General features: G+C 59.0%; 13 protein-coding genes and 2 pseudogenes. 8 read left to right on the top strand and 7 right to left on the bottom strand.

Annotated features, from left to right (window positions below):
• Nucleotides 1-555 precede the first annotated feature (555 nt).
• The 3 genes from MO767_RS26310 (at nucleotide 556) to MO767_RS26300 (ending at nucleotide 10,261) form a co-directional block, all read left to right on the top strand.
• Entirely contained in the window at nucleotides 556-9,204 is an 8,649-nt protein-coding gene (locus tag MO767_RS26310) for a glucoamylase family protein (RefSeq protein ID WP_282482918.1), read from the top strand.
• Nucleotides 9,205-9,280: 76 nt separating this feature from the next.
• Complete coding sequence (locus MO767_RS26305) at nucleotides 9,281-10,006, top strand: Crp/Fnr family transcriptional regulator (RefSeq protein ID WP_140682475.1); 726 nt, start codon at nucleotides 9,281-9,283, stop codon at nucleotides 10,004-10,006.
• A gap of 132 nt (nucleotides 10,007-10,138) precedes the next feature.
• Nucleotides 10,139-10,261: a hypothetical protein gene (locus MO767_RS26300; RefSeq protein WP_275671807.1), complete on the top strand. Its 123-nt coding sequence runs from the start codon at nucleotides 10,139-10,141 to the stop codon at nucleotides 10,259-10,261.
• A gap of 256 nt (nucleotides 10,262-10,517) precedes the next feature.
• On the opposite strand, the pseudogene MO767_RS26295 reads toward MO767_RS26300, so the two are convergent.
• Nucleotides 10,518-10,655 (bottom strand): annotated as a pseudogene (locus MO767_RS26295) (carbon-nitrogen hydrolase); the annotation flags it as partial.
• A gap of 811 nt (nucleotides 10,656-11,466) precedes the next feature.
• Here MO767_RS26295 and MO767_RS26290 point away from each other — a divergent pair.
• The 5 genes from MO767_RS26290 to MO767_RS26270 all read left to right on the top strand — a co-directional run bounded on the left by MO767_RS26290 (nucleotide 11,467) and on the right by MO767_RS26270 (nucleotide 16,702).
• Nucleotides 11,467-12,318, top strand: coding sequence for a TIM barrel protein (locus tag MO767_RS26290; protein ID WP_282482917.1), 852 nt, complete (start codon nucleotides 11,467-11,469; stop codon nucleotides 12,316-12,318).
• Between the two features lie 14 nt (nucleotides 12,319-12,332).
• Complete coding sequence (locus tag MO767_RS26285) at nucleotides 12,333-13,403, top strand: 2-oxoglutarate and iron-dependent oxygenase domain-containing protein (RefSeq protein WP_282482916.1); 1,071 nt, start codon at nucleotides 12,333-12,335, stop codon at nucleotides 13,401-13,403.
• A gap of 45 nt (nucleotides 13,404-13,448) precedes the next feature.
• The gene (locus MO767_RS26280; protein WP_282482915.1) at nucleotides 13,449-14,243 is read left to right on the top strand and encodes an ABC transporter substrate-binding protein; all 795 of its coding nucleotides are present in this window, start codon (nucleotides 13,449-13,451) and stop codon (nucleotides 14,241-14,243) included.
• A 64-nt stretch (nucleotides 14,244-14,307) separates the two neighbouring features.
• A complete protein-coding gene (locus tag MO767_RS26275) occupies nucleotides 14,308-15,855 on the top strand; it encodes an amino acid ABC transporter permease/ATP-binding protein (protein WP_282482914.1) in 1,548 nt (515 codons plus the stop codon).
• A 58-nt stretch (nucleotides 15,856-15,913) separates the two neighbouring features.
• Nucleotides 15,914-16,702 (top strand): SDR family oxidoreductase, encoded by a 789-nt coding sequence (locus MO767_RS26270; protein ID WP_282482913.1) that lies wholly within the window; start codon nucleotides 15,914-15,916, stop codon nucleotides 16,700-16,702.
• Between the two features lie 236 nt (nucleotides 16,703-16,938).
• Here MO767_RS26270 and MO767_RS26265 read toward each other — a convergent pair whose 3' ends face one another.
• From MO767_RS26265 to thrC, 6 genes and pseudogenes are all read right to left on the bottom strand, one after another.
• Nucleotides 16,939-17,811 carry a DNA/RNA non-specific endonuclease gene (locus tag MO767_RS26265; protein WP_149630142.1) on the bottom strand — a complete coding sequence of 291 codons (873 nt, stop codon included), beginning with the start codon at nucleotides 17,809-17,811 and terminating at the stop codon, nucleotides 16,939-16,941.
• Nucleotides 17,812-18,093: 282 nt separating this feature from the next.
• Nucleotides 18,094-18,213 (bottom strand): annotated as a pseudogene (locus MO767_RS26260) (AraC family transcriptional regulator); the annotation flags it as partial.
• Nucleotides 18,214-18,434: 221 nt separating this feature from the next.
• On the bottom strand, nucleotides 18,435-19,847 hold the full coding sequence (locus tag MO767_RS26255; RefSeq protein ID WP_282482912.1) for an aldehyde dehydrogenase family protein: 1,413 nt from the start codon (nucleotides 19,845-19,847) through the stop codon (nucleotides 18,435-18,437).
• A gap of 10 nt (nucleotides 19,848-19,857) precedes the next feature.
• Entirely contained in the window at nucleotides 19,858-20,901 is a 1,044-nt protein-coding gene (locus MO767_RS26250) for a homoserine dehydrogenase (RefSeq protein ID WP_282482911.1), read from the bottom strand.
• Between the two features lie 173 nt (nucleotides 20,902-21,074).
• Complete coding sequence (locus MO767_RS26245) at nucleotides 21,075-21,512, bottom strand: Lrp/AsnC family transcriptional regulator (protein WP_282482910.1); 438 nt, start codon at nucleotides 21,510-21,512, stop codon at nucleotides 21,075-21,077.
• A 22-nt stretch (nucleotides 21,513-21,534) separates the two neighbouring features.
• Complete coding sequence (thrC, locus tag MO767_RS26240; protein ID WP_282482909.1) at nucleotides 21,535-22,914, bottom strand: threonine synthase; 1,380 nt, start codon at nucleotides 22,912-22,914, stop codon at nucleotides 21,535-21,537.
• Nucleotides 22,915-22,921 lie beyond the last annotated feature (7 nt).

Genomic DNA, 22,921 nt, shown 5'->3' with positions numbered 1-22,921 from the left:
AACTTCCCAATCGGATCCTGACACACATTTAAATGATACTAGCGTCAACATTCCCACTGTGGTGGCGTCCAGTTCCAATAAATGCTTGGGTGACTCAATTCTAAAGTTGTCGATAGATGCCATGTTTTTGCCATAGGCGGGCCTCACCGCCATCGAAGAACAGTTGTCCGTCGGGCGGTTGAGTGCGGATGCAGGAGGTAGTTCATCTCCATCGAACACCGTTACGGATGAATTACTCCGCCTGCGCTGATAGCCGTATCAGGCCGGCAAAGCCAAAAATGAGCCCTGCGGTTCACTAGCCGCCAATGCGGGGTCGACAAAACGCGGAGAGACTGGATAAATCCCGCCCCGCGTCCGAGCAATGCCGCCTGCAATGTGGACCGCATCCAAGGAGCGATGGTTATGTTCGCCAGCGAACAGACGAACAGCCCTCCAAGTCTCCACACTCAAGTTGAAAAGCTACGTCCACCAAGCGCTGCTCGGTGCTGGCGCAATGCGTTGGCGCACCTATAAAAATGCACGCAATTGTATGATGCGTTTCAGGCTCAGGACCTTATGAACAGCATATGGACACGCCTACAGAGGGTATTTTCTCGCTCGTCCGGTTTTTGGCGAACCCGTCTGTTTCCTCCACCCCGATTCAAATACGAGCCCATATTGCGCTCGGAGCTTTTCAGCGCCGATCAGATGGCCAGTCACGGCATCGCCTTGGCCGGGCAGCATCGCCTGACCACGCTGTCCGCACGGGACTCGATGCTGCACAGGCTCGATGACAACGAGGAGTTGCTCAAACGCAGCAGCACGGCGCTGGCCAACGCGCAAGTGTCCAGCCGACGAGTGACGCCGGCAGCGGAATGGCTGCTGGACAATTACTATCTGATCGATGAAAACATTCGCACCGCCAGAACGCACCTGCCCAAAGGCTATAGCCGTGAGTTGCCACGCCTGATCAACGGCCCGTCGGCGGGGCTGCCTCGCGTCTATGACATCGCGCTGGAGACCATCTCCCATGGCGACGGTCGAGTCGATGAGGAAAGCCTGAGCCGCTTCATTTTTTCCTATCAGACAGTGATGCCGCTTGCGCTGGGTGAACTGTGGGCGATACCGATCATGCTGCGTCTGGCGTTGATCGAAAACCTGCGGCGAGTGGCCTCCAGGGTCATGGCCAACGCCGACGAGCGCAATCTGGCCGATGACTGGGCCGAACACCTGATCGAAACCTCGGAACGAGATATCAAAAACGTGGTGCTGACCGTTGCCGACATGGCCCGCTCCGCTCCGCCGATGACCGCCGCCTTTGTCGCCGAATTCACCCGCCGCTTGCAGGGTCAGAGCGCAGCGCTGGCCCTGGCGCTGCACTGGATGGAGCAGACGCTGAGTGAGACAGGCTCCAGCATCGAACGCCAGGTGCAACTCGATGCGCAACAACAGGCAGCGGATCAGGTGTCGATTGGCAACAGCATCGGCAGTTTGCGCCTCCTGTCCGCCACGGACTGGCGCGAGTTCGTCGAGTCGATGAGTCATGTCGAGCAGATTCTCAATGAAGACCCGGCAGAAATTTACCGGGCGATGGATTTCAGTACCCGCGACAGCTACCGGCATGTCATAGAACGCCTTGCCCGAAGAAGCCCCCAGCACTCGGAAATCCAGGTCGCCCGCGCCGCGATCAATCTCGCCGCGGCCGGAACCGCCTCAGTCCCCTGCGAACTGCTGGCGCGCCATGTCGGGTATTACCTGATCAGCGCAGGGCTGCCGACGCTGGAGCGACGACTCAATGCCAGGGTGCCGCTTCATGAGCGCTGGAAACGGTTGTTGCAGCAGTCGCCGCTGATGTTTTATCTGGCGCCGGTGGCTGTTCTGACGCTCATCTTCGCCTGGCCTTTACTGGCCTCCGCGCAGCGCGACGGGATGCCCGATGCGGCGCTTCTGATGATGGCGATTCCCTGCCTGATCATGACCAGCCGACTGGCGATCAGCCTGATCAATTGGTTGGTGACGTTCAGTCTGTTGCCGACGACGCTGCCGAAAATGGATTTTGCCACCGGTATTCCCGATGGCGCGCGAAGCCTGGTGGTGATCCCGACGCTGATCGCCAGCCTGGCAGACGTGGACGAACTGGTGGAAGGTCTTGAAGTGCGGTTTCTCGCCAACCGCGACAGCAACCTGTATTTCGCGTTGCTCAGTGATTTTCTGGATGCGCCTGAAGAGTCTCAGCCACAAGATGCCGAGCTGCTCACACAAGCCTCCCGTGCAATCACCCTGCTCAACAGAAAATACGCGGACGGATTCAGCGACCGATTCTTTCTGCTGCATCGGCCGCGTCGCTGGAATGCGAGCGAACGTGTGTGGATGGGCCACGAGCGCAAACGCGGCAAGCTGATTGAACTCAACGCCCTGTTGCGTGGCCATGGAGAGGAACGCTTCAACGCCATCGTCGGCGACATCACGCCATTGCGCGGGGTGCGTTACGTGATCACGCTGGACACCGACACCCTGCTGCCGCGCGATGTCGCTCGCCAATGCGTGGCGGCCATGATGCACCCGTTGAATCGTCCGTTGTTCGACAGTGACGGTGAGCAGATCATTTCCGGCTACGCGGTGTTGCAACCGCGAGTGGGCATCAGCTTGACCAGCGCCACGCGCTCGATCTACGCCCGGCTGTTTGGCAGTGATGCCGGCGTCGATCCCTACACTCGCACGGTATCGGACGTTTACCAGGACCTGTTCCAGCAAGGTTCCTTCATCGGCAAGGGCATCTACGACGTGGACGCGTTCACCTGCGCCCTGGAAGGCTGCTTGCCGGATAACCAGATTCTCAGCCACGACCTGATCGAAGGGTGTTATGCACGATCCGGCCTGCTCAGCGACGTGCAAGTCTACGAGCAATACCCTTCGCACTACGGTGCCGATGTCAAACGACGGCATCGCTGGGTTCGCGGCGACTGGCAACTGCTGCCGTGGACATTGCCCTGGGCGCGCAATGCCGACGGCAAGTGGGTGCGCAACAGGCTGAGCGTCATGGCACGCTGGAAGATTCTGGACAATCTGCGACGCAGCCTGGAACCGCTGGCGCTGTTGCTAATGTTCGCATGGGGCTGGTTTGCCAGCAGTCAGCCAATGAACTGGACCCTGACTGTCATCGGGTTGATGGTGATTCAACCGTTGCTGCGAGCGGTGACCGATCTGATGCAGCCCCCCGCTAATGTGCCCTATGGGCAGTACCTCAGGGCGCTGCTGGGTGATCTGGCACAAGACCTCGCCCGGGCTGGTCTGACGCTCGCCTGGCTGCCCTTCGAGATGTTCTACAGCGCTGACGCCATCCTGCGCTCGCTCTGGCGAATCGGCTTCAGCAGACGCCGGCTGTTGCAATGGCAGCCCTCGCGCGAGGTGGAGCGAACCACCGAAAACCGGCTGCCCGGCCTCTATCGCCAGATGTGGATCGAGCCGGTGTCGGCCCTGATCTCACTGGCCCTGCTGGTGAAGGATCCGCAGACGCTGGCCATCGCCAGTCCGCTGCTGTTGTCGTGGTTAGTAGGCCCCTGGATCGCTTGGTGGCTCAGTTCGGCACCCAAGCAGTCGGTGTTCGCACCGTCGACGGATGATTTGCGCTTCCTGCGGTTGCTGGCGCGCAAGACCTGGGCGTTCTTCGATCAATACGTCGGGCCCGAGGATCACTGGCTGCCACCGGACAACGTGCAGGAAGACCCCAGGCCTGCCATTGCCCATCGCACCTCGCCGACCAATATGGGCATGTCGCTGCTCGCCCACCTGGCCGCTCACGATTTCGCTTACTTGAGCACCGAACGACTGCTGTCCCGGCTTACGGCGTCGCTGGACAGCATGGACGGTCTGGAGCGTTATCGGCAGCATTTCTATAACTGGTACGACACGCAGACCCTCGAGCCGCTGCGTCCGCATTACGTCTCCACCGTCGACAGTGGCAACCTGGCGGGTCTGCTGTTGACCTTGAGCACCGGCATTGCGCAGCTGGCAGACGCTCCGATGTTCGGCCCTGCCGTGATCAAGGGCCTGCGCGATACCCTGGACATCCTTGCAGATTCCCAACGCGCCTCGGGGGCGGATGAATACGCCCTGCCACTGAGAAAAGGTCTTGAACCGATCTCGCAAATTGCGACCCCTGAGGCGCTGGCAGACCTGCTGCACACGGCTCACATCATGGTCACCAGCCAACCAGCGGACACCGACGAGGAAAGCCTCTACTGGCGAGAAGCGTTTACCCGTCAATGCATCGACTGGACAGAAGAACTGCAGCGTTATCGCCTCCCTGCCCCCTCGGTCACGAATGAATCGCCTCGCACCTTGCGTCAACTGGCCAGCCTGAACCCCGCCGACTGGGCCGTCGAGCATCACCCTGAAATCGAGCGGGTCCGCAGTGACGCCGCGCAGCGTCTGGAAACCCTCAAGCGTCTGGCGTTATTGGCCACGTCGCTGGCGCAGATGGATTTCTCGTTGCTTTACGACCACCAGCGTGACCTGTTTGTCATCGGTTACAACGCCGAGGAGCGCAGGCTCGACACCGGTTACTACGACCTGCTGGCGTCCGAGGTGCGGCTGACCAATTACGTGGCCATCGCTCAGGGACAAATCCCCCAACGCGCCTGGTTCACCCTGGGAAGGCTGCTGAGTGAAAACGCGGGCGTACCGACGTTGCTGTCCTGGTCCGGCTCGATGTTCGAATACCTGATGCCCATGCTGGTGATGCCCAACTTCGAGGGCAGCCTGCTGGATCAGACTTGCCGCGCCGCCGTGTCAGTGCAGATCGAACAGGGCAACAGGCTGGGCATTCCCTGGGGTGTTTCGGAGTCGGGTTACTCCACCGTCGACGCGCACTTCAATTATCAATATCGCGCCTTCGGCGTTCAGGCCCTGGGGCTCCAGCGCGGGCTGAGCAATGACATTGTGATAGCGCCCTACGCCAGCGCCCTGGCGTTGATGGTCGATGCCGATGCGGCCTGCAAGAACCTGCAACGCCTCGCCTTGCAAGGCTCCGCTGGACGTTTCGGACTGTATGAAGCCGTGGATTACACCGAGGCCCGCTTACCCCGCGGCCAACACTTCGTCGTGGTCCGCTCGTTCATGGCTCACCACCAGGGCATGAGCTTGCTGGCCTTGACCAGCCGACTGCTCGATCAACCCATGCAACAGCGATTCGAGGCCGACCCGTCGCTGCGATCAGCCCTGCTGCTGCTACAGGAGCGGGTGCCGAAATCCGCCGCGCCGTACCTGCAAACCGCACAGTCGCCGGTACTCGGCGATGTCGGCCAAGGCCAGGATACGGGGCTTCGGGTGTTCTCCGATCCAGGACGCAAGCGTCCGGCCGTGCAGTTGCTTTCCAACGGTCGCTACCACGTCATGCTGACCAGCGGCGGCGGTGGTTACAGCCGTCGTAATGAAATGGCGATCACCCGTTGGCAGGAGGACACCTCACAGGACAATTGGGGGATGTTCTGCTACCTGCGCGATGTCCAGAGCAACACGGTCTGGTCGGCTGCGCATCAACCGACGATGCATCAACCCGAGAGCCACGAGGCGATCTTCTGCGATTCCCGTGCAGAGTTCCGTGCGCGCAACCTGGATTTCGACACGCACCTGGAGATTGTTGTCTCGCCTGAGGACGACATCGAACTGCGCCGCCTGCATGTCACCAACCGAGCGTCTTCGGCCAAGACACTGGAGATCACCACCTACGCCGAAGTCGTGCTGACAACCCCGGTCAACGACGCGATGCACCCGGCGTTCAGCAAGTTGTTCGTGCAGACCGAATTACTGCCTGCGCTTCAGGCCATTATCTGTAGCCGCCGCCCCCGGGCCAGCGATGAAAGGACGCCGTGGATGTGCCATTTGCTGGCGGCACACGGGGTGGACATCGATGCGATCTCGTATGAAACCGATCGCGCCCGGTTCATCGGCCGAGGACGCAGCCTTGTGTCACCTGCCGCCCTTGATGCCGATTGCCAGCGCTTGTCAGGCAGTGCAGGCCCGGTGCTCGATCCGGTGATCGCGATTCGTTGCAGGATTACCCTGCAACCCGGCCAACAGGCCACCATCGACCTGGTCACCGGTGTCGCCGACAGCCGTGATGACTGCCTTTACCTCATCAACAAATACCGCGACCGCCACCTCGCCGACCGCGTCTTCGACCTGTCCTGGACCCATAGCCAGGTGCTTTTGCGTCAACTCAACGCCTCGTTGTCCGATGCCCGTCTGTTCGAGCAGATGGCCTCGTCGTTGCTTTACGCGAACGCCTCGATGCGCGCCAACCATGCGGTGCTGATTGCCAATCGCCGCAATCAGCCGGGGCTTTGGGGTCAGGCCATCTCCGGCGACCTGCCCATCGTGTTGCTGCAAATCCAGAGCCTGGACAACATCGCCCTGGTGCAGCAATTGATTCAGGCCCACGCCTACTGGCGGCAAAAGGGGTTGGTGGTCGATTTGCTGATCTGGAACGAAGATCAGGCGGGTTATCGCCAGCAACTGCAAGACGCGATCCTCGGCCTTATCACCTCAGGCAGTGAAGCCACTCTGCTGGACCGCCCGGGCGGTATTTTTGTGCGCCCCGCGCAGCAGATGTCGAATGAGGATCGCGTGCTGTTCCTTTCGGTTGCCAGGCTGGTGCTGAGCGAAGATCTGGGCAGCCTGGCCGAACAGATTCATCGGCGCAAAGTATCACCGGTGCACGCGCCGTTTGTGGCGACCCGGCATTTTCAGGCTCGGCCGGCATCGGTACGACCGAACCGTCCCTTCCTGCTGTTGAGCAACGAATATGGCGGCTTCAGCGCCGATGGCGGTGAGTACATCATCACCGGGCTCGCGCCCGATCCGACACCCGCGCCCTGGGTCAACGTGATCGCCAATGCACATCTCGGCACGGTGGTTTCGGAAGCCGGCAGTGCCTATACTTGGGCCGAAAACGCCCATGAATTTCGCCTGACGCCCTGGCACAACGATCCGGTCACCGATCGCAGCGGCGAAGCCATTTACCTGCGTGATGAAGAGACCGGGCACTTCTGGTCTGCAGCGCCTCAACCCTGCCCTGGACAAGGCCCGTACCAGACCCGTCACGGTTTCGGTTACAGCGTGTTCGAACATGAAGAAGACGGCATTTACAGCGAGCTGTGGATCTACGTGGCACTGGATGCGCCGATCAAATTCTCGAGGCTAGTGTTGAGCAACCGCTCGGGACGCCGCCGGTCATTGTCGGTCACGGGGTATGTGGAATGGGTGCTGGGCGATCTGCGCAGCAAATCGGCGATGCATGTGGTCACCCAATCGGATCCCGCCAGCGGGGCTTTCTTCGCCCGCAACGCCTATTCGGTGGAGTTTTCCGAGCGGGTGGCGTTCTTTGACACCGACACGATCGATCACGGTGTCAGCGGTGACCGTACTGAATTCATTGGCCGCAATGGCACCCTCGCCTCACCGGCAGCGATGCAGCACGCCGGTCTGTCCGGGCGCATGGGCGGCGGTCTGGACCCTTGTGCAGCCCTGCAAGTGTCGATCGAACTCGGCGAGGGCGATACCCGGGAAGTCATCCTGCGTCTGGGGGCGGCGTCTTCCAGTAACGCCGCCACCCAGCTGGTGCAGCGTTATCGGGGCAGCCTGGTGGCCGCCGAGGAATTGCATAAAGTACGGGAACACTGGCGCTCATTGCTCGGGGCGATTCGTATTGAAACGGGCGCGCCTGAGGTCGACGTCATGGTCAACGGCTGGTTGATGTATCAGGTCATCGCGTGCCGTTTCCAGGCCCGAAGCGGCTACTACCAGTCAGGTGGCGCCATCGGTTTTCGCGATCAGCTGCAGGACAGCATGGCGATGATCCATGCCGATCCGGCAGCCGTGCGCGCGCATCTGTTGCTGTGCGCCGGCCATCAGTATGTGGAGGGCGATGTGCAACACTGGTGGCACCCGCCGATGAATCGAGGGGTCCGCACCGCCTGCTCCGATGACTTTTTGTGGCTGGTGACCGCCACCAACCGCTATGTCGAAATGACCGCAGACGTGGGTGTGCTGGAAGAGGTCGCCGGATACCTGGAAGGACGCCAACTGGTGGCCGGCGAAGAGTCCTACTATGACCTCCCCGGTGTATCGCCCCTGCGAGAGTCCCTGTATCAACACTGCGTGCGGGCCATCGAACACAGCCTGCGCCGCGGTCATCATGGGTTGCCGCTGATGGGCTCCGGTGACTGGAACGACGGCATGAATCGCGTCGGCCACCTGGGTGCAGGTGAAAGTGTCTGGCTGGGCTTCTTCAGCTATCAGGTGCTGGAGCAATTTGCGGTGACCGCTCGCCTGCACGGTGATCACGCATTTGCCAAACGCTGCAGCGACAGCGCGGTGACACTGCAACGCAACCTCGATAAAACGGCCTGGGACGGCGCCTGGTATCGCCGCGCCTGGTTCGATGACGGACAAATGCTCGGCTCGGCGAGCAATGAAGAATGTCGTATCGACTCCATTGCTCAAAGCTGGTCAGTGCTGTCGGGGGCCGGCTCTGCCGTCCGCCAGATCAAGGCCATGCAGTCATTGGATGAGCATCTGATCAAACATGACATCCGCGCCGTGTTGCTGCTGGATCCCCCGTTTGACAAGGGCACCCTGGACCCCGGCTACATCAAAGGCTACGTGCCAGGCGTGCGCGAGAACGGAGGTCAGTACACCCATGCTGCCGTTTGGGCGGGCATGGCGTTTGCGCTGCTGGGTGAAGCCGGAAAAGCCTGGGAACTGCTGAATCTGATCAACCCCGCCGCCCCTGCCAACAACGCTCAAATCGACACCTATAAGGTCGAGCCCTATGTCATGGCCGCGGATGTCTACGGCGCCGCGCCCCATGCAGGCCGAGGTGGCTGGACCTGGTATACCGGTTCTGCGGGCTGGATGTATCGGCTGATTGTCGAGTCATTGCTGGGCGTACAACGCAGTGGCCGCACGCTCAGAATCGAACCGCTGATACCCGCCGACTGGCCGGGCTTCATCTTGCACTACCGCTTCGGCAAAACCCTCTACCACTTTGATGTGCGTCAGGGCAGTTCGACCTTCACCTCCATGACCCTCGATGGCCAGCCATTGAGTGACGCTGCGTTGACACTGGATGACGGAGGTCTGGAGCATTGGGTCCGGGTAGATTGTCGCGCCCGGTCACCCAGGCCTCAGGCGCTGGAATTCGAGCATGCCGCCGATGAATAGACATTGATCACCAGCCATGGCGTGCATGGGAGTACCCTGAGCGGGCACGCCCCTGTTCCGCCAAGGATGCTCTGTCATGCATGCCTCCCCCGATCCAAGCCACAATCATTTGCTGGCGGCGCTCCCGGCCGTCGACCTCCAGCGCCTTGTTCCGCACCTGGAGCAGGTCAGTCTGGCGCTGGGCGATGTGCTGTATGAGCCGGGGGACACCTTGCGGCATGTTTACTTCCCGACCGACGCCATCGTTTCCCTGCTGCATGTCACGGAAAACGGCTCGTCAGCAGAAATCGCCGTGGTCGGAAACGAGGGTTTGATCGGCATTGCGCTGTTCATGGGCGGCGAAAGCACCTCCAGTCGGGCAGTGGTGCAAAGTGCCGGTGGTGCATTTCGCCTGCCGGGGCAAAAACTCAAGAAAGAGTTCAACCGTCATGGCGATCTGCTCCTGCTGATGCTGCGTTACACCCAGGCGCTGATCACTCAGATGTCACAGACCGCCTTGTGCAATCGCCACCATTCGATCGATCAGCAATTGTGTCGATGGCTGCTGTTGTCGCTGGATCGCCTGCACGGCAATCGCCTAAACATGACCCAGGAGCTAATCGCTAACATGCTGGGCGTGCGCCGCGAAGGCGTCACGGAAGCGGCGGGCAAACTGCAGCGTCAAGGCGTCATCGAGTACAGCCGGGGCCAGATCACGGTTCTAGATAGAGCGCGCCTTGAACGGCTCAGCTGCGAGTGCTACCTGGTGGTCAAGACCGAAACCGATCGGCTATTGCAGTACACCCGTCGTCAGGACGAGTGATGCTTTCGAATGGATTGCCGGCGGCAATACTGGCTGTCCCTTAAACCTTTAAACGAGCGGATATTGCTCCCGCTAACCGCGCATAAGACTAGGGTGAAGGAGCAGTCCCATAAATGAGCCGGAGTTCATCGCATGTCTTATGACGCAAGCATCACCACACGTTTCAAGGATGAAACCGATGGGCTGGCCGGCGAATACTGGGTGGAATCCTTGGCGGATGGCACTCCCCCTGATTCGAGAGTTGGCAGAGTCTGATCGAGGCCGGAACCTGGCCTTTTTCAGCGAGCTGGGCAAAGGCAAACCGCATTTTTATCTTTTTTTAGCCTCGTTCCGCAATCTGGTAGAACCCCACGACCAGCTCACGGACATTAATCTGCCAATCGCATGGCTTATATAGCTCTGGCATACGAAGGCAGCCAGCTCATTGAAATCGGTACCGCGCGTTACGGGGCGTACGAAGGCGATGCTGATTGCGAGTTCGCCGTTGCTGTTCGCGACCGCTGGCATCGACAAATCCCGTCAGGTGGGTTTCCGGGAAGATCAACAGATCCGTGTCAGCCGCGCAGGTAGCGATGGCCTCCAAGGTACGCCCGAGGTTGTGAACGACATCACCGTCACGGCCAGCCAGTTGCACCAATTCAATCTTCATCTCTGTTCCTTGCACAGTTAAGTAGGTGCCCAACCAGCCAGGGTTGGCCAGAGTATGGAGCGCGGTAGAGCGACACGTAATTACCCCCAGGGTTAACCACGAATGAGTAGTGATGTGAGAGCGACATTGCAGGATGGGGTCGGAATTAAGTGAGCGCCCGCTAATCCAGACGGGGGATCGCCCCAGTTTCTGATTGGTTCAGTCGCCCTGCTGGACTCTACGTCCATATTAGGAATGGCTGCTGTGGGTCGTTTTCTGCCGGTCACCACAGGCAGAAAACGGCCCAGAGTGTGTAAAAACGCGTCGCCAAAATTGAAGTGTGCGCATCTACGTTAAATCTGAAATTTATCGGCACGTCAGCAGATGTGGATTTTGCGTAGAAGCGCGATTTCCAGTCTGGTTTTGAGTACCTGTCGCGCTGAAAAACGTTTTTACACAGCCTCGGCCAGAAGCGGACCATCAGCGCCCAGTGTCGCTTGGGACTCTTCAAAATGATGCCGTAACAATGGCACTCCTCGCTAATAGCCAGCGTAGACACCTACTCGCCCATAAAACCCCTCTTGAAAAGCGCGATAAATAGCTAGCTATTTGTTGACGAAAGTCTGAAGTATTCATTTGAATTTTCAGATTCTTCCACCCCACCGCCTATGTCTAACATCGGCTCCACAGCGAATTAGCCTCGGCAGCGCTCAGTGGGCCCCATCAGGCAGAGACCCGGCGCAAAACTTCTCTGCCGTTGCTGGACCTTGATCGCCGGCTGGCTTTGTCGAAGTGCTTTTGCAGTAGGCCTAAGGATTTTTGAGGATCACCGATGAAGCTGGAAATCTTCCGCACGCTGTGGGGTTACACCGCCAGCAAGGCCCAAGCGCTCGAAGAGCTGCTGCAGGCGGGCTTTGATGGAATGGAAGCACGTCTGCCACTGGACGCCCGTGAACGGGCTGAGTTCGCCGCCTTTCTCCAGGCTAATCGCCTGGGTTATATCAGCACAGTCTTCACGGCGTACGATGTGCTGCCGGAGCAGTCGGCGACCCCTGCCGTTCACCTCAATGACCTCGATCAGAAACTCGCCTGGGCCGCCGAGCTCGGCCCACGTTTCGTCAACGTGCTGGCGGGCAATGATCGCTGGTCGTTGCCACAACAAGTGGAGTTCTTCGGTCAGGCACTGGATCTGGCGCGCAAGCACGGTCAGGTCTGCAGTTTCGAAACCCACCGCTCGCGTTCGCTGTTCAACCCCTGGGTGACTCTGGAGTTGATCCGGCAACTGCCCGATCTGTTGTTCACCAGTGACATCAGCCATTGGGTCGTGACCTGCGAGCGTCTGTTGAATGACCCGGCCGATGATCTGAGCGCTTTCATCGAGCGGGTTCACCATATCCAGGCACGGGTCGGTTACGACCAGGGCCCACAGGTTCCGCACCCGGCGGCTCCCGAATATGCAAAAGAACTGGCTTTCCATCAGCAGCACTGGGAAAGCATCTGGCGCTCGCAGCAAGCCCGCGGTTACCAGGTCAGCACCCTTACCCCGGAATTCGGCGCCGACGGCTACCTGCATCATTTGCCCTTCACCAATGTCCCGGTCGCCGACCTGTGGTCATTGAACGTGTGGATGGGCCAGACCGAGCGCGAACACTTCGAGCGTTTCCACCACTCAAGCAATCCTTAGGGAGCCGATGCGTCATGCCTGACAATAAAAACAACAGCGCCAGCACTGACACACACAAAGCCAACTTCAATAGCATCCCGGTGGTCAACATCGCCGGTCTGTTCAGCTTCGAACTGGAACACCGCCTGGCCGTGGCCGAACATTTGGGGCGCGCCGCCAGCGAAGTCGGGTTCCTCTATATCACCAATCACGGTATCGACCCGCAACTGATCGCCAACCTGCGCAAGGCTGCCAAAGACTTTTTCGACCAACCCTTCGACACCAAGATGCGGCACTACATCGGCACCTCGCAAACCCACAAGGGCTTTGTACCCGAAGGCGAAGAGGTCTATTCCAAAGGCAAGCCGGACCACAAGGAAGCCTTCGACGTCGGCTTCGAAGTCCCGGCCGATGACCCGCTGGTGCTGGCCAACACCCCGTTGCTGGGGCCCAACGACTGGCCGCAACTGCCGGGTTTCAAGGCGTCGGTGCAGGCCTACTATGAAGCGATCTTCGCCTTGGGCCGGCGCCTGTTCGGCGGCTTTGCCCTGACCCTGGGCCTGGAAGAAAACTATTTCGACAGCCTGGTCACCCGACCGCCGTCCAAGCTGCGCCTGATCCACTACCCCTTCGACGGTGCCGCCCATGACGCACCGGGTCTTGGCGCCCATACTGATTATGAGTGCTTCACCATTCTCCTGGCCGACAAACCAGGCCTTGAGGTGATGAACAACCTTGGACAATGGATCGATGCACCACCGATTGCCGATGCCTTTGTGGTCAACATCGGCGACATGCTGGAGGTGATGACCGCAGGCGCATTTGTTGCCACTGCGCACCGGGTGCGGAGCGTGAAGGAAGAGCGTTATTCCTTTCCACTGTTTTATGCCTGCGACTATCACACCCAGATCAAACCGCTGCCCGGGTTCGCCCAGGCAGGCAACGACTACGAAGAAATCACGATCGGCGAACACATGTATGGCCAGGCGCTGCAGACCTATCAGTATCTGCGCCAGAGGGTGGCCAATGGGGAAGTTCAACTGCCAGGCAAGGCACGTAAGCCCGCCAGTTTCGGACATTTGAAAAATCAGGTTCAACCGTCCTGATTGAAGTTTTCAGTTACCCCTTACCTACGCCGGAGTCAGTAAAAAATGAAAAACAATAAAAAAAACCTGTTGAGCTTGGCTGTATTGGCAGCCGGTATGCTCGGTGCCTCGTTGAGCATGGCCGCATCAGACACGTTCAAGGTCGGCATGGAAGTCACCTACCCGCCCTTCGAGTCCTATGACAAGGACAAAAACGTGGTGGGCTCGGACCCGGAGCTGGCAACGGCCCTGGCCAAGCACATGAACGCCAAGGTGGAGTTCGTCGACACCAAGTTCCCGAGCCTGATCCTGGGCCTGAACTCCGCCAAATACGACGCGGTCATTTCCGGCATGTACATCACACCGGAGCGCCAGACTCAGGCCCAAACCATCGCCTATGCCAACACCGGTGCCGCGGTCATGGTGCCCAAGGGCAGCGAGATCAATGCGAAAAAACCTGAAGACCTGTGCGGCTTGAAACTGGGCCTGGAACAGGGCACCACCTGGGTCAAGGAATTCAAGAAGCTCTCCGATGAATACTGCGTGCCGAACAACAAAGGCGCCATCACCGTCAGCGAGTACCCCTCGGCGCCCGAAGTGACCCAGGCCCTGCTGTCCAAAAACATTCAGGCCCAGGTTGAAATCGCTGGCGCTGCAAAAATGATCGCGGAAAAGACCAATGGCCGGGTAGTGATCACCACCGAGCACCCGATCTATCAGCAAACCCTGGGTATCTTCGTCAAGAAAGGTAACGACGAAACATTCCAGGCAGTGCAAAAAGCCTTCGAGGAGGCCAAAAAGAGCGGTGAATACGCCGCTATTCTTAAGAAATATGGCTTGGAAGAACCGACTGCCAACTAAATACGTGTCCTTGTAGTCTGGTCATCTGCCGCCCCTGCACCGGGGCGGCAGATCGAGGTGCCCTATGCAATTCGATTGGTCGTATTTCTTCTCCTTATTCTCCCTGCCAGACTTCTGGAAGGCCTGCGTCACGGTGGTCCAGCTCAGTGCCCTGGCCTGGTTCCTCGGCATGCTGCTGGGCTTTGGCCTGGCCACGGCCAAGTTGTCTCAGTCGCCCTTACTGCGCATTCCCGCGGCGGTCTACATCTGGTTCTTTCGCAGCATCCCGTTGCTGGTGCTGGTGGTCTTCGTCTACAACTTGCCGCAATTGTTTCCCGGTAGCGGACCGATTCTGTCAAACCCCTTCTACTCCGGCTTGCTGGCCCTGGTGGTCACGGAAGCGGCTTACATGGCGGAGATCCACCGTGGTGGCCTGATCTCCGTGGCCAAGGGCCAGAAGGAAGCAGGCCGCGCGCTGGGTGTCGGCCTGTTCGGCATGCAGCGCTTGATCGTGATCCCCCAGGCTTTCCGTATCTCGCTGCCTACGTTGATCAATGAATACATCACGGTGGTCAAGCTGACGTCGCTGGTCTCGGTCATCTCCCTGACCGAAATCCTCACGGTCGGCCAACGCCTCTATGCCACCAACTTCCTGGTCATGGAAACCCTGGCTGCGGTGGGCGTGTACTACGTGCTGATCGTCACCGTATTCGGCTTTTTCCTGCAGCGTCTGGAGCGCTACCTGGACCTGAACTTCCGCAAGCCGCCTACACTCGATGCCGCCGCCGTGGTCAAGCTCAAGGCCTGCGCCGAAGCCTTGCCCGACAATGCGCGTAAAGCCGCGGGCAGCAACACGACGCCAATCCTGCAACTGAAGAACATCCAGAAGAGCTATGGCACGCACCAAGTGCTGATGGGTATCGATCTGAATGTCGAATACGGCCAGGTGATCTCGATCATTGGCCCCTCCGGCTCCGGCAAAACTTCGCTGATCCGCACGGTCAACGGTCTGGAAAGCATCGATACAGGCGACATTCTGTTGTTCGGTGAAACATTCATCGAAGCTTCGGACAAACCCAACAGCGCCCGTCTGCGCAAAGGCGTGCGGCACATTGGGATGGTGTTCCAGAACTTCAATCTGTTCCCGCACCGCACCATTCTCGACAACGTCACGCTGGCGCCGCGTTACCACGGCATCCCGGGCGAGCTGAGCGAACACCGTGCTTATGCGCTGCTGGACAAGGTCGGCCTGCTCGCCCACGCCCACAAGTACCCGCACCAGCTCTCCGGCGGGCAGCAACAGCGCGTGGCGATCGCTCGTGCGTTGGCCATGGAACCGGACATCATGCTGTTCGACGAGCCTACGTCAGCGCTCGATCCAGAGCTGGTGGGCGATGTGCTGAACGTCATACGCGACCTTGCGAGTGAAGGCATGACCATGATTATTGTCACCCACGAAATGGACTTTGCCATGTCGATATCCGACAGGGTCGTCTTCATGGAGAACGGTAATATCCAACTGGATGCTGCACCTGAAACCATACGCTTCGATGCCGAGGGAGAGAGAGTGCGACGCTTTATGGGAATCAGTACTCGATCGCCAAACCTGTCTACGACTGCGAATCATGCGTGAGCAGGGTGCTGCAGTAGGCAACCACTTTCTTTGAGCTTCCTTCTTCAGGAAAACACGCATGAATCTTGGAATAGCAGGACGCTGGGCGCTGGTGTGCGCGGCCAGCAAAGGCCTGGGTAAAGCCTGCGCACAGGCACTCGTCAGCGAAGGCGTGAACGTGGTGATCACCGCCCGAGGCGAACAGACGCTGAATGAAACAGCCCGTCAGCTCAGAGCGATAAATCCTGAAGTGACTGTCATCGCCGTAGCCGGAGACATTTCAACGCATGAGGGTCGCGCGGCAGCCCTCATGGCCCATGAGCACTTCGATATTTTGATCAACAACGCTGGTGGCCCTCCTCCCGGGGATTTCCGCGAATGGAACCGCGACGCCTGGCTCAAGGCACTGGATACCAACATGCTCACCCCTATCGAATTGATCAAGGCAACGGTAGACGGTATGGCGACACGCGGATTTGGCCGAATCATCAACATCACGTCGAGTGCCGTGAAGTCCCCCATCGAAAGCCTGGGTCTTTCCAATGGCGCGCGCAGTGGTCTGACGGGGTTTATTGCAGGGCTTGCCCGGCAAGAAAACATTGCCAGTCGCAATGTGACGATCAACAACCTGCAACCAGGCTCATTCGACACCGATCGACTGCGTGACAACCTGGTCGCTGCTGCCGAAGAGTCAGGGCAAGACAGTGAGGCATTCCTGGGCGAATGCCGTCGCGAAATTCCTGCTAAACGCTTCGGTTCACCCGAGGAGTTCGGTGCTCTGTGCGCCTTCGTTTGCAGCAGTCATGCGGGCTACCTGACCGGGCAGAACTTGTTGATTGATGGAGGGGCCATTCGCTCCAGCCAATAAAGACGGCAGGCACAAGTGGAGCGCACTTTTTTACTTGAAGCCGAAGTGCACATCCCCAGCGAGATCATCAGTGACCCCGAATATCTACCACACCCCCTAGTTCTTCGATGGATACAGCCAACTGCCCCGCTCGCGCCAAGGACTGGCCGCAGCAACTTTTAAACCGCCGCCATCTATCCGTGAATGAAGCACCCCATCGGTTATATCCAGCCTTTGAGGTGCAATTCATCAAACCATCAAGAACGCCCTACGGAACCTGTGACCGGTAGATTCCCCAGCAAGTTGAGCCCGGTACTCTTCACGAAAGCGTCATAGTCCATCGGTCTCTCGATACGGGTTTCAGCGTTGGGCAGTACGTAGGCCCAGGCACGCTTGGACGATGCGTCGTAAACCAGCTTGAACAGGCGGGTCGGCACCCAGACCTTGTTGTCGCCGATGGTGGTGTGGCCTGAGTCAAAGAGCGGGCCGGTAAAGACAAACACATTGCCATCGGCTCGCTTGGCAAATTTTCTGACATCCGCCTCGACCTTACTCCAGATCTTCCGGTTGTTGGTTGGGTCTTGCGGCACCATGTTCGACAGCGCAAAGGATTGGGCCATTGCATTAGGGTTCGGTGCATCGGCTGCCGGGGATTGATGGCCGCGGTCCACGGCCGGATGTTGGCTACGATAGTCGCTCAACTCTGCCCGCCCACTCTTGGGGATGCGTGGGTCCGGGTAGAACTGGTTGGTGCGCTCCTCCCCTTTGGCATCCTGCAGCTGGGCGGCATTAAGGCGTTCGACCACTACCAACGGTGTCTTGCTGGTTTGCGAGTACAGCACCGCAAAGTTGTCAGAGCACAGGGCCAGGGGTTTCATGGTCGCAGGCACAGTGGCCATGTTGATCGGTTTCGCAGCCGGGAACAGATCTGCGCAGCCGTCAAACGATGCCTGTTTCTGTTTGTTTGAATAGAGGTCCAGGGCCGCGTTCTGGTTGATCGAGCCCGAGCGGGACAGGTGTTCCTGATGCTGGGTGGGCGGCTTGATGAGATCCAGCAGACTGCGGGCTTCTGCCCCGGTCGAGAGCAAAACAAGGGCCGACAGCCCAACTGCAATTTTGCGTAGGTGCATGCTTTTAATCTTCGATTTGGATTGAGGGGTAAACGTACGGCGAGTCCCGATTCACGGAACCAGGTGGAGGCGGTTGCTGATTATCTTGCGGCGAGCATGCTTTCACTGTCCTTGATCAAAATGCCGATGCGGATCCGGTCGGCTCCGAGCAGTACGACCGCTGACGGTCGTGCGGGATTTATTGACCATGACAACTCACATAAGTGCTGAGCAGCGTTTACATTTTACTGACTCAAATGAATCAGCAACCCGCTCTAGCAAGCTCATGACCATTAGGCATGCCTAAGCAGGCTCGTTAACTGGCGCGAAGCGTTGCGCGTACTCCTTTGGACTCACCCCCATGCGGCGCACGAAGGCTTTTCTGAGCACGTCGACACTGTGGTAGCCGCATCGGCGCGCAACATTGCAGTCGCAGTCGATTACCAGAACGGAATCTTTAGCGGTGAGGAAGGGGTTATCGGCCAAATCACCGGACAAGCGCCTCAAACGGTGGGTGACTTCGTACGCGCAAACCGGCAAGCGTACGGACAATAAATGCAGCTATCGCCAGAAAAAAAATGCATTGGGCGGGTGACCAGACCTTCCCAATGCAAAACGACCTGATTAGATGTTCCTTAAATCGATTAGCCCAGCGTGTTCAGGCACACCACCTTGGGTTGGGTCATTTCCTCATAGGCGAAGCGCACCCCTTCCCGGCCCAGACTGCCATACTTGGAGCCACCAAACGGCATCGCATCGAAGCGGTAGTCGGAGGAGTCGTTGATCATCACCCCCCCAGCTTCGATTCTGCGTGCGGCGCTCATGGCCGTTGCCAGATCATTGGTGAAGATCCCCGCATGCAGACTGTATTCGGGCTCGTTGGCCAATGCGATGGCCTCATCGAAGGTTTCGAAAGGCTGCAAAACCACCACCGGCGCGAAGACTTCTGTGTGCCACAGCCGACTGCAATGATCAACGTTTTCCAATACCGTAGCGGCGTAGCACGAGCCTTGGCGCCGATGGCCGCAGAGCAATGTGGCGCCCTCTTGCAACGCGTCGTTCACCACTTGCTCGGCATTCTGCGCGGCTTGCAGGGTAATCATCGGGCCGATATCAGTGTCGGCACGCATAGGGTCGCCGCTCACAAGCGCCTTGGCCCGGCTGACAAAACGCTCACGGAACGCTTCATAAATCGACGCCTGAATCAGCAAACGCTGAGTGCCTATGCAATTCTGCCCTGCTGCCCAGAAGGCCCCTGACAAGCAACTCTCGACGGCGGCCTCAAGGTCGCAGTCGCCCATGACGATAACCGGTGCATTACCGCCCAAGTCCATGGCGAGCTTCTTCAAGCCGGCCGTGCGAGCGATCTGCTCCCCGGTGACGAAGCCGCCAGTAAAAGAGATCATCCGCACCTCACGGGACGCGACTAAGGCCTTGCCCAGTTCCGCCCCCCCGGTCGCAACCGTGACCACCGATTCGGGTAGCCCTGCCATGACCAGATACGACACCAGTTTGATGGCCGACAACGGTGCGAGCTCAGACGGTTTGAGAATCACTGCGTTACCACCCGCAATGGCCGGGCCGAGTTTGTGCGCCACCAGATTCAACGGATCGTTGTACGGGGTGATCGCGACAATCAGGCCCAAGGGTTCGCGGGAAAACCAGCCTTGGCGCGACTCGGAGCCCTCATAGGCGTCGAAAGGCACCACTTCTCCGGCATTACGCTTGGCCTCCTCGGCAGAAAGCTTGAGGGTGTTGACGCAGCGTTTGACTTCCTTTTCGGCCTGCTTGAGGGTCTTGCCAGCTTCGTCGACGATCAGCCGGGCAAACGCTTTGGCATCACGCTCGATGTTCAATGCAGCCTGTTCGAGAATGCGCGCCCGACGATGACGCGGTAACCCGGCACACACTCGCGCACCGCTGCGCCCGGTCTCCAGCAACTGCGGCACTTGCGCAGCACAGACATCCGCGACGGTCCCGATGACGGTGCCGTCAAAGGGGTTAAAGACTTCGATTTGTGGCTCCACAACAGCCAGGGCCAGACGCGATACGTTCACAGGCATTCTCCTAGTTGTGTGCAACAGACTGATGGATGCTGATGATGTCCGACAGCAGCGCAAACGCTGTTTCCGTGCGCCCTGCCCCCGGCCCCGAAACCGTCACTGCGCCGAGCAGATCGGTAGTAAACGACACCGCATTGGTAGCGCCGGAAATACCGGACAGCGGATGATCGTGTTTCAACAGACGCGGTTCGACACTCGCACTGATCGAACCATCGGCATGCCGCATGGCCGCTCCGATAAGCTTCCAGCGAGCCCCGTCCTGTCGGGCTTTTTCGATGTCGCCAAGGTCGAGTGAGGAAATACCGCTGCAGGTGACATCGCTGACCTTCAGCTTGGCGTCCAGAAGTTCGTTGGCCAGGATCACCACCTTGAGACGCACGTCATGCCCCTCAACATCCGCCGTCGGATCAGCTTCGGCGTACCCCAGCTCCTGAGCCTTGCTGACTGCTTCAGCAAACCCCAGCCCGCCTTCCATGCGGGTAAGAACGAAGTTGGACGTACCGTTGAGAATCCCCTCGAAACCGACAATCGAACTGCCCGCCAGCGACTGCTTGGCCAGGCGAATAACCGGCGTGCCACTCATCACCGACCCTTCGTATTCAAAGGTGACGTTGTTGCTTCGGGCCAGTGCTTTGAGCGCGGCGCCGTGCAAGGCAATGGGTCCCTTATTTGTGGTGACTACATGCTTGCCGCGTTCCAGCGCCCAGCGACAGAACGAGGTGGCCGGCTCACCGTCCACCGGGTTGGTGAAGGTGGCTTCGACAATGATGTCTGCGCCGGAGTCCTTGATCACCGCTTCGTTGAGGGCATCTGCTTCGCCACCCGGAAGCTGCGCCATTGCACCTTTGACTGCTGGCAGCTTGGCCAGCAACGCAGCATCCAGCCCTTCGCGGCCAATCACCGAACCAAGAAACAGGTCGGTCACGCCAACGATTTTCAGAGTGAAACCCAGTTCGGCTTTCCAGTTTTCGTTACGTTCGGCAATCAGCTGAGCCAATGCCCGGTTCACACCGCCGAAGCCAACCAGCGCCAGTTTGTATTCAGTCATTTTTATGCCCTTGATCCGGGTGATGGGTTGTTGGGCTCTAGGTTAGGGGTGCGGCCAGGGCAGTGAAATAGGCCAAATTGCTCTATTTTATGGGCGTTTTGACCAGTGTCCGGGCAAAGCGCCAGGCATAAAAAAAGCCAACACACGTTGGCTTTTTCAGTACGAGAAAGAGGCTAGACGACGGACGACAGCACGAATGAGGTCACGGTGTTTTCCACCCCCGGCAACGCGGAGATTTCATTCCAGACTTTATGCACCCGCTCCGGACTGGCAGCGCCGACCCGCAACATCAGATCGAACTCGCCACTCATCACATCGCACTGGATGATTTCCGGTATTGCCCGAAGAGCCTGCAGCACTTCCGCGCCGCGCATGCGGTCGTAGCGGTAGACGAAAATCACCGCATTGATGTTCGAGGACGCTTGCCGCCCCTCGCCCGTGCGCACCGTATAACCCTGTATCGCACCGTCGCGTTCAAGCCGTTCAATACGCTGACGCACGGCATTGCGCGACAGGTTGACCTTCGCTGCCAGCTCGGCGTGTGCAACCCGGGCATTGAGCCGCAGTTCCGCGATGATGTGTTCATCGAGCGGGTCAAGAATTCGCTTCACTTGGCCTCCTGTTTCAGCGCTCTCAGAGCGCGCCGAGCAACTGATGGATGGTGTCGAGGTCGTCGGGTTGAATCCGGTAAAGCTGCTTCGGTCGTTGCTGCGTGACTGGCCGCTGATGCGCCGGCGTGCTGATCCCCAGCTCACCGAGCAGCACCGCCGATTTGGCCGGCGAGATTTCCCCCAGAGTCACCATCGGCGCTACCAGGCTGCGGCGGTACAACCTGGCCGCGAGGACGCCGGTGGCGGTATGCGGGTCGATGACGTAACCAGTGTCGCGATACAGCGAGGTGATTTCTTGCAGCGTCTGCTCATCACTGACGGCGTAAGAGTCGATGATCATCCGCGCCTGTAACCAGAACTCGTTGGCGATGGTCATCTCGCCGCTGGACTCGAACCCTGCCATTAGGCTGCTCACCGCTTGGTCATCATGCCCATAGAGTTCCCAGAGAAAACGTTCCAGGTTAGAAAAGATCGACAGGTCCATGGCCGGCGACAAGGTCTTGTTGGCTCGCAACCGGGAGTAGTGGTTCTTCAGAAACAACTGATGCAACGCGTCATTCTGGTTGGTCGCAACGATCATCTGGGTGATCGGCAAGCCCATTTTCTGCGCGATGTAACCGGCATAGACCTCGGCAAAACTCGCGGCTGGCACGCTGAAACCGATCGGACGCTGACCGCCACCCAGTTGCAGCACCGCGTGGAAATAAAACACCAGTTGCGCCAACACACTGACCCAGTTGCTGGAGTTGAAACTGATCGCCTCGTGCTGCGTGCACGGCCACTGCCGGAACAGCCGGGTGACGATGGTCTGGCACTCGTCGAAGCTGCCATTGACTGCGAACTGATGAACCTTGGGATGCGCTACTGCTTGCAGATGCTGGAGCTGATCTTGCGGTACACCTGCCGCCGGGTAAAACACCACCACGTCCGTTTCGTCGCAGTGCTTGAATGCCTCGATGGCCGCCAGCCCGGTATCGCCGTTGGTGGCACCGATCACCACCCCGCGACGCCCGCGCTTTTGCAAAAAATATTGCACCAGCCGCGCCTGCAACTGGGCGGCAAAATCCTTCGAGGAACGGGTCGGCCCGTGGAACAGCTCCAACACCCATTCGTTGCGATCTACCTGATGCAAAGGTGCCAGGGACCGATGGCTGAATTGGCTGCCAGCCTCCTTGAGCATGCGCTTGAGGTCTGCCTCGGGGATCGCATCGCCCACGAACGGACTCATTACTCGATAGGCCAGTTCGTCATAGGGCAGGGTCGACCAAATGGCGATGTCCTGTGGTTCGAACAGCGGCAGTTCGAGCGGTACGAACAGCCCGCCATCCTCGGCAACTCCAGACAACACGACCTTTTCGAAATTGACCTGAACGGCCGAATTTCGGGTACTTACATAGCGCATGGTTGGC

This window comes from Pseudomonas sp. UYIF39 (genome assembly GCF_029963765.1).
GTDB lineage: Bacteria > Pseudomonadota > Gammaproteobacteria > Pseudomonadales > Pseudomonadaceae > Aquipseudomonas.
This window is presented reverse-complemented; position numbering and strand designations above follow the sequence as displayed.

Bases quoted from the DNA above. Each gene is read 5' to 3' on its own strand.
- MO767_RS26310 (WP_282482918.1), top strand. From the start codon at position 556: ATGAACAGCATATGGACACGCCTACAGAGGGTATTTTCTCGCTCGTCC.
- MO767_RS26305 (WP_140682475.1), top strand. From the start codon at position 9,281: ATGCATGCCTCCCCCGATCCAAGCCACAATCATTTGCTGGCGGCGCTC.
- MO767_RS26300 (WP_275671807.1), top strand. From the start codon at position 10,139: ATGTCTTATGACGCAAGCATCACCACACGTTTCAAGGATGAAACCGAT.
- MO767_RS26290 (WP_282482917.1), top strand. From the start codon at position 11,467: ATGAAGCTGGAAATCTTCCGCACGCTGTGGGGTTACACCGCCAGCAAG.
- MO767_RS26285 (WP_282482916.1), top strand. From the start codon at position 12,333: ATGCCTGACAATAAAAACAACAGCGCCAGCACTGACACACACAAAGCC.
- MO767_RS26280 (WP_282482915.1), top strand. From the start codon at position 13,449: ATGAAAAACAATAAAAAAAACCTGTTGAGCTTGGCTGTATTGGCAGCC.
- MO767_RS26275 (WP_282482914.1), top strand. From the start codon at position 14,308: ATGCAATTCGATTGGTCGTATTTCTTCTCCTTATTCTCCCTGCCAGAC.
- MO767_RS26270 (WP_282482913.1), top strand. From the start codon at position 15,914: ATGAATCTTGGAATAGCAGGACGCTGGGCGCTGGTGTGCGCGGCCAGC.
- MO767_RS26265 (WP_149630142.1), bottom strand. From the start codon at position 17,811: ATGCACCTACGCAAAATTGCAGTTGGGCTGTCGGCCCTTGTTTTGCTC.
- MO767_RS26250 (WP_282482911.1), bottom strand. From the start codon at position 20,901: ATGACTGAATACAAACTGGCGCTGGTTGGCTTCGGCGGTGTGAACCGG.
- thrC (WP_282482909.1), bottom strand. From the start codon at position 22,914: ATGCGCTATGTAAGTACCCGAAATTCGGCCGTTCAGGTCAATTTCGAA.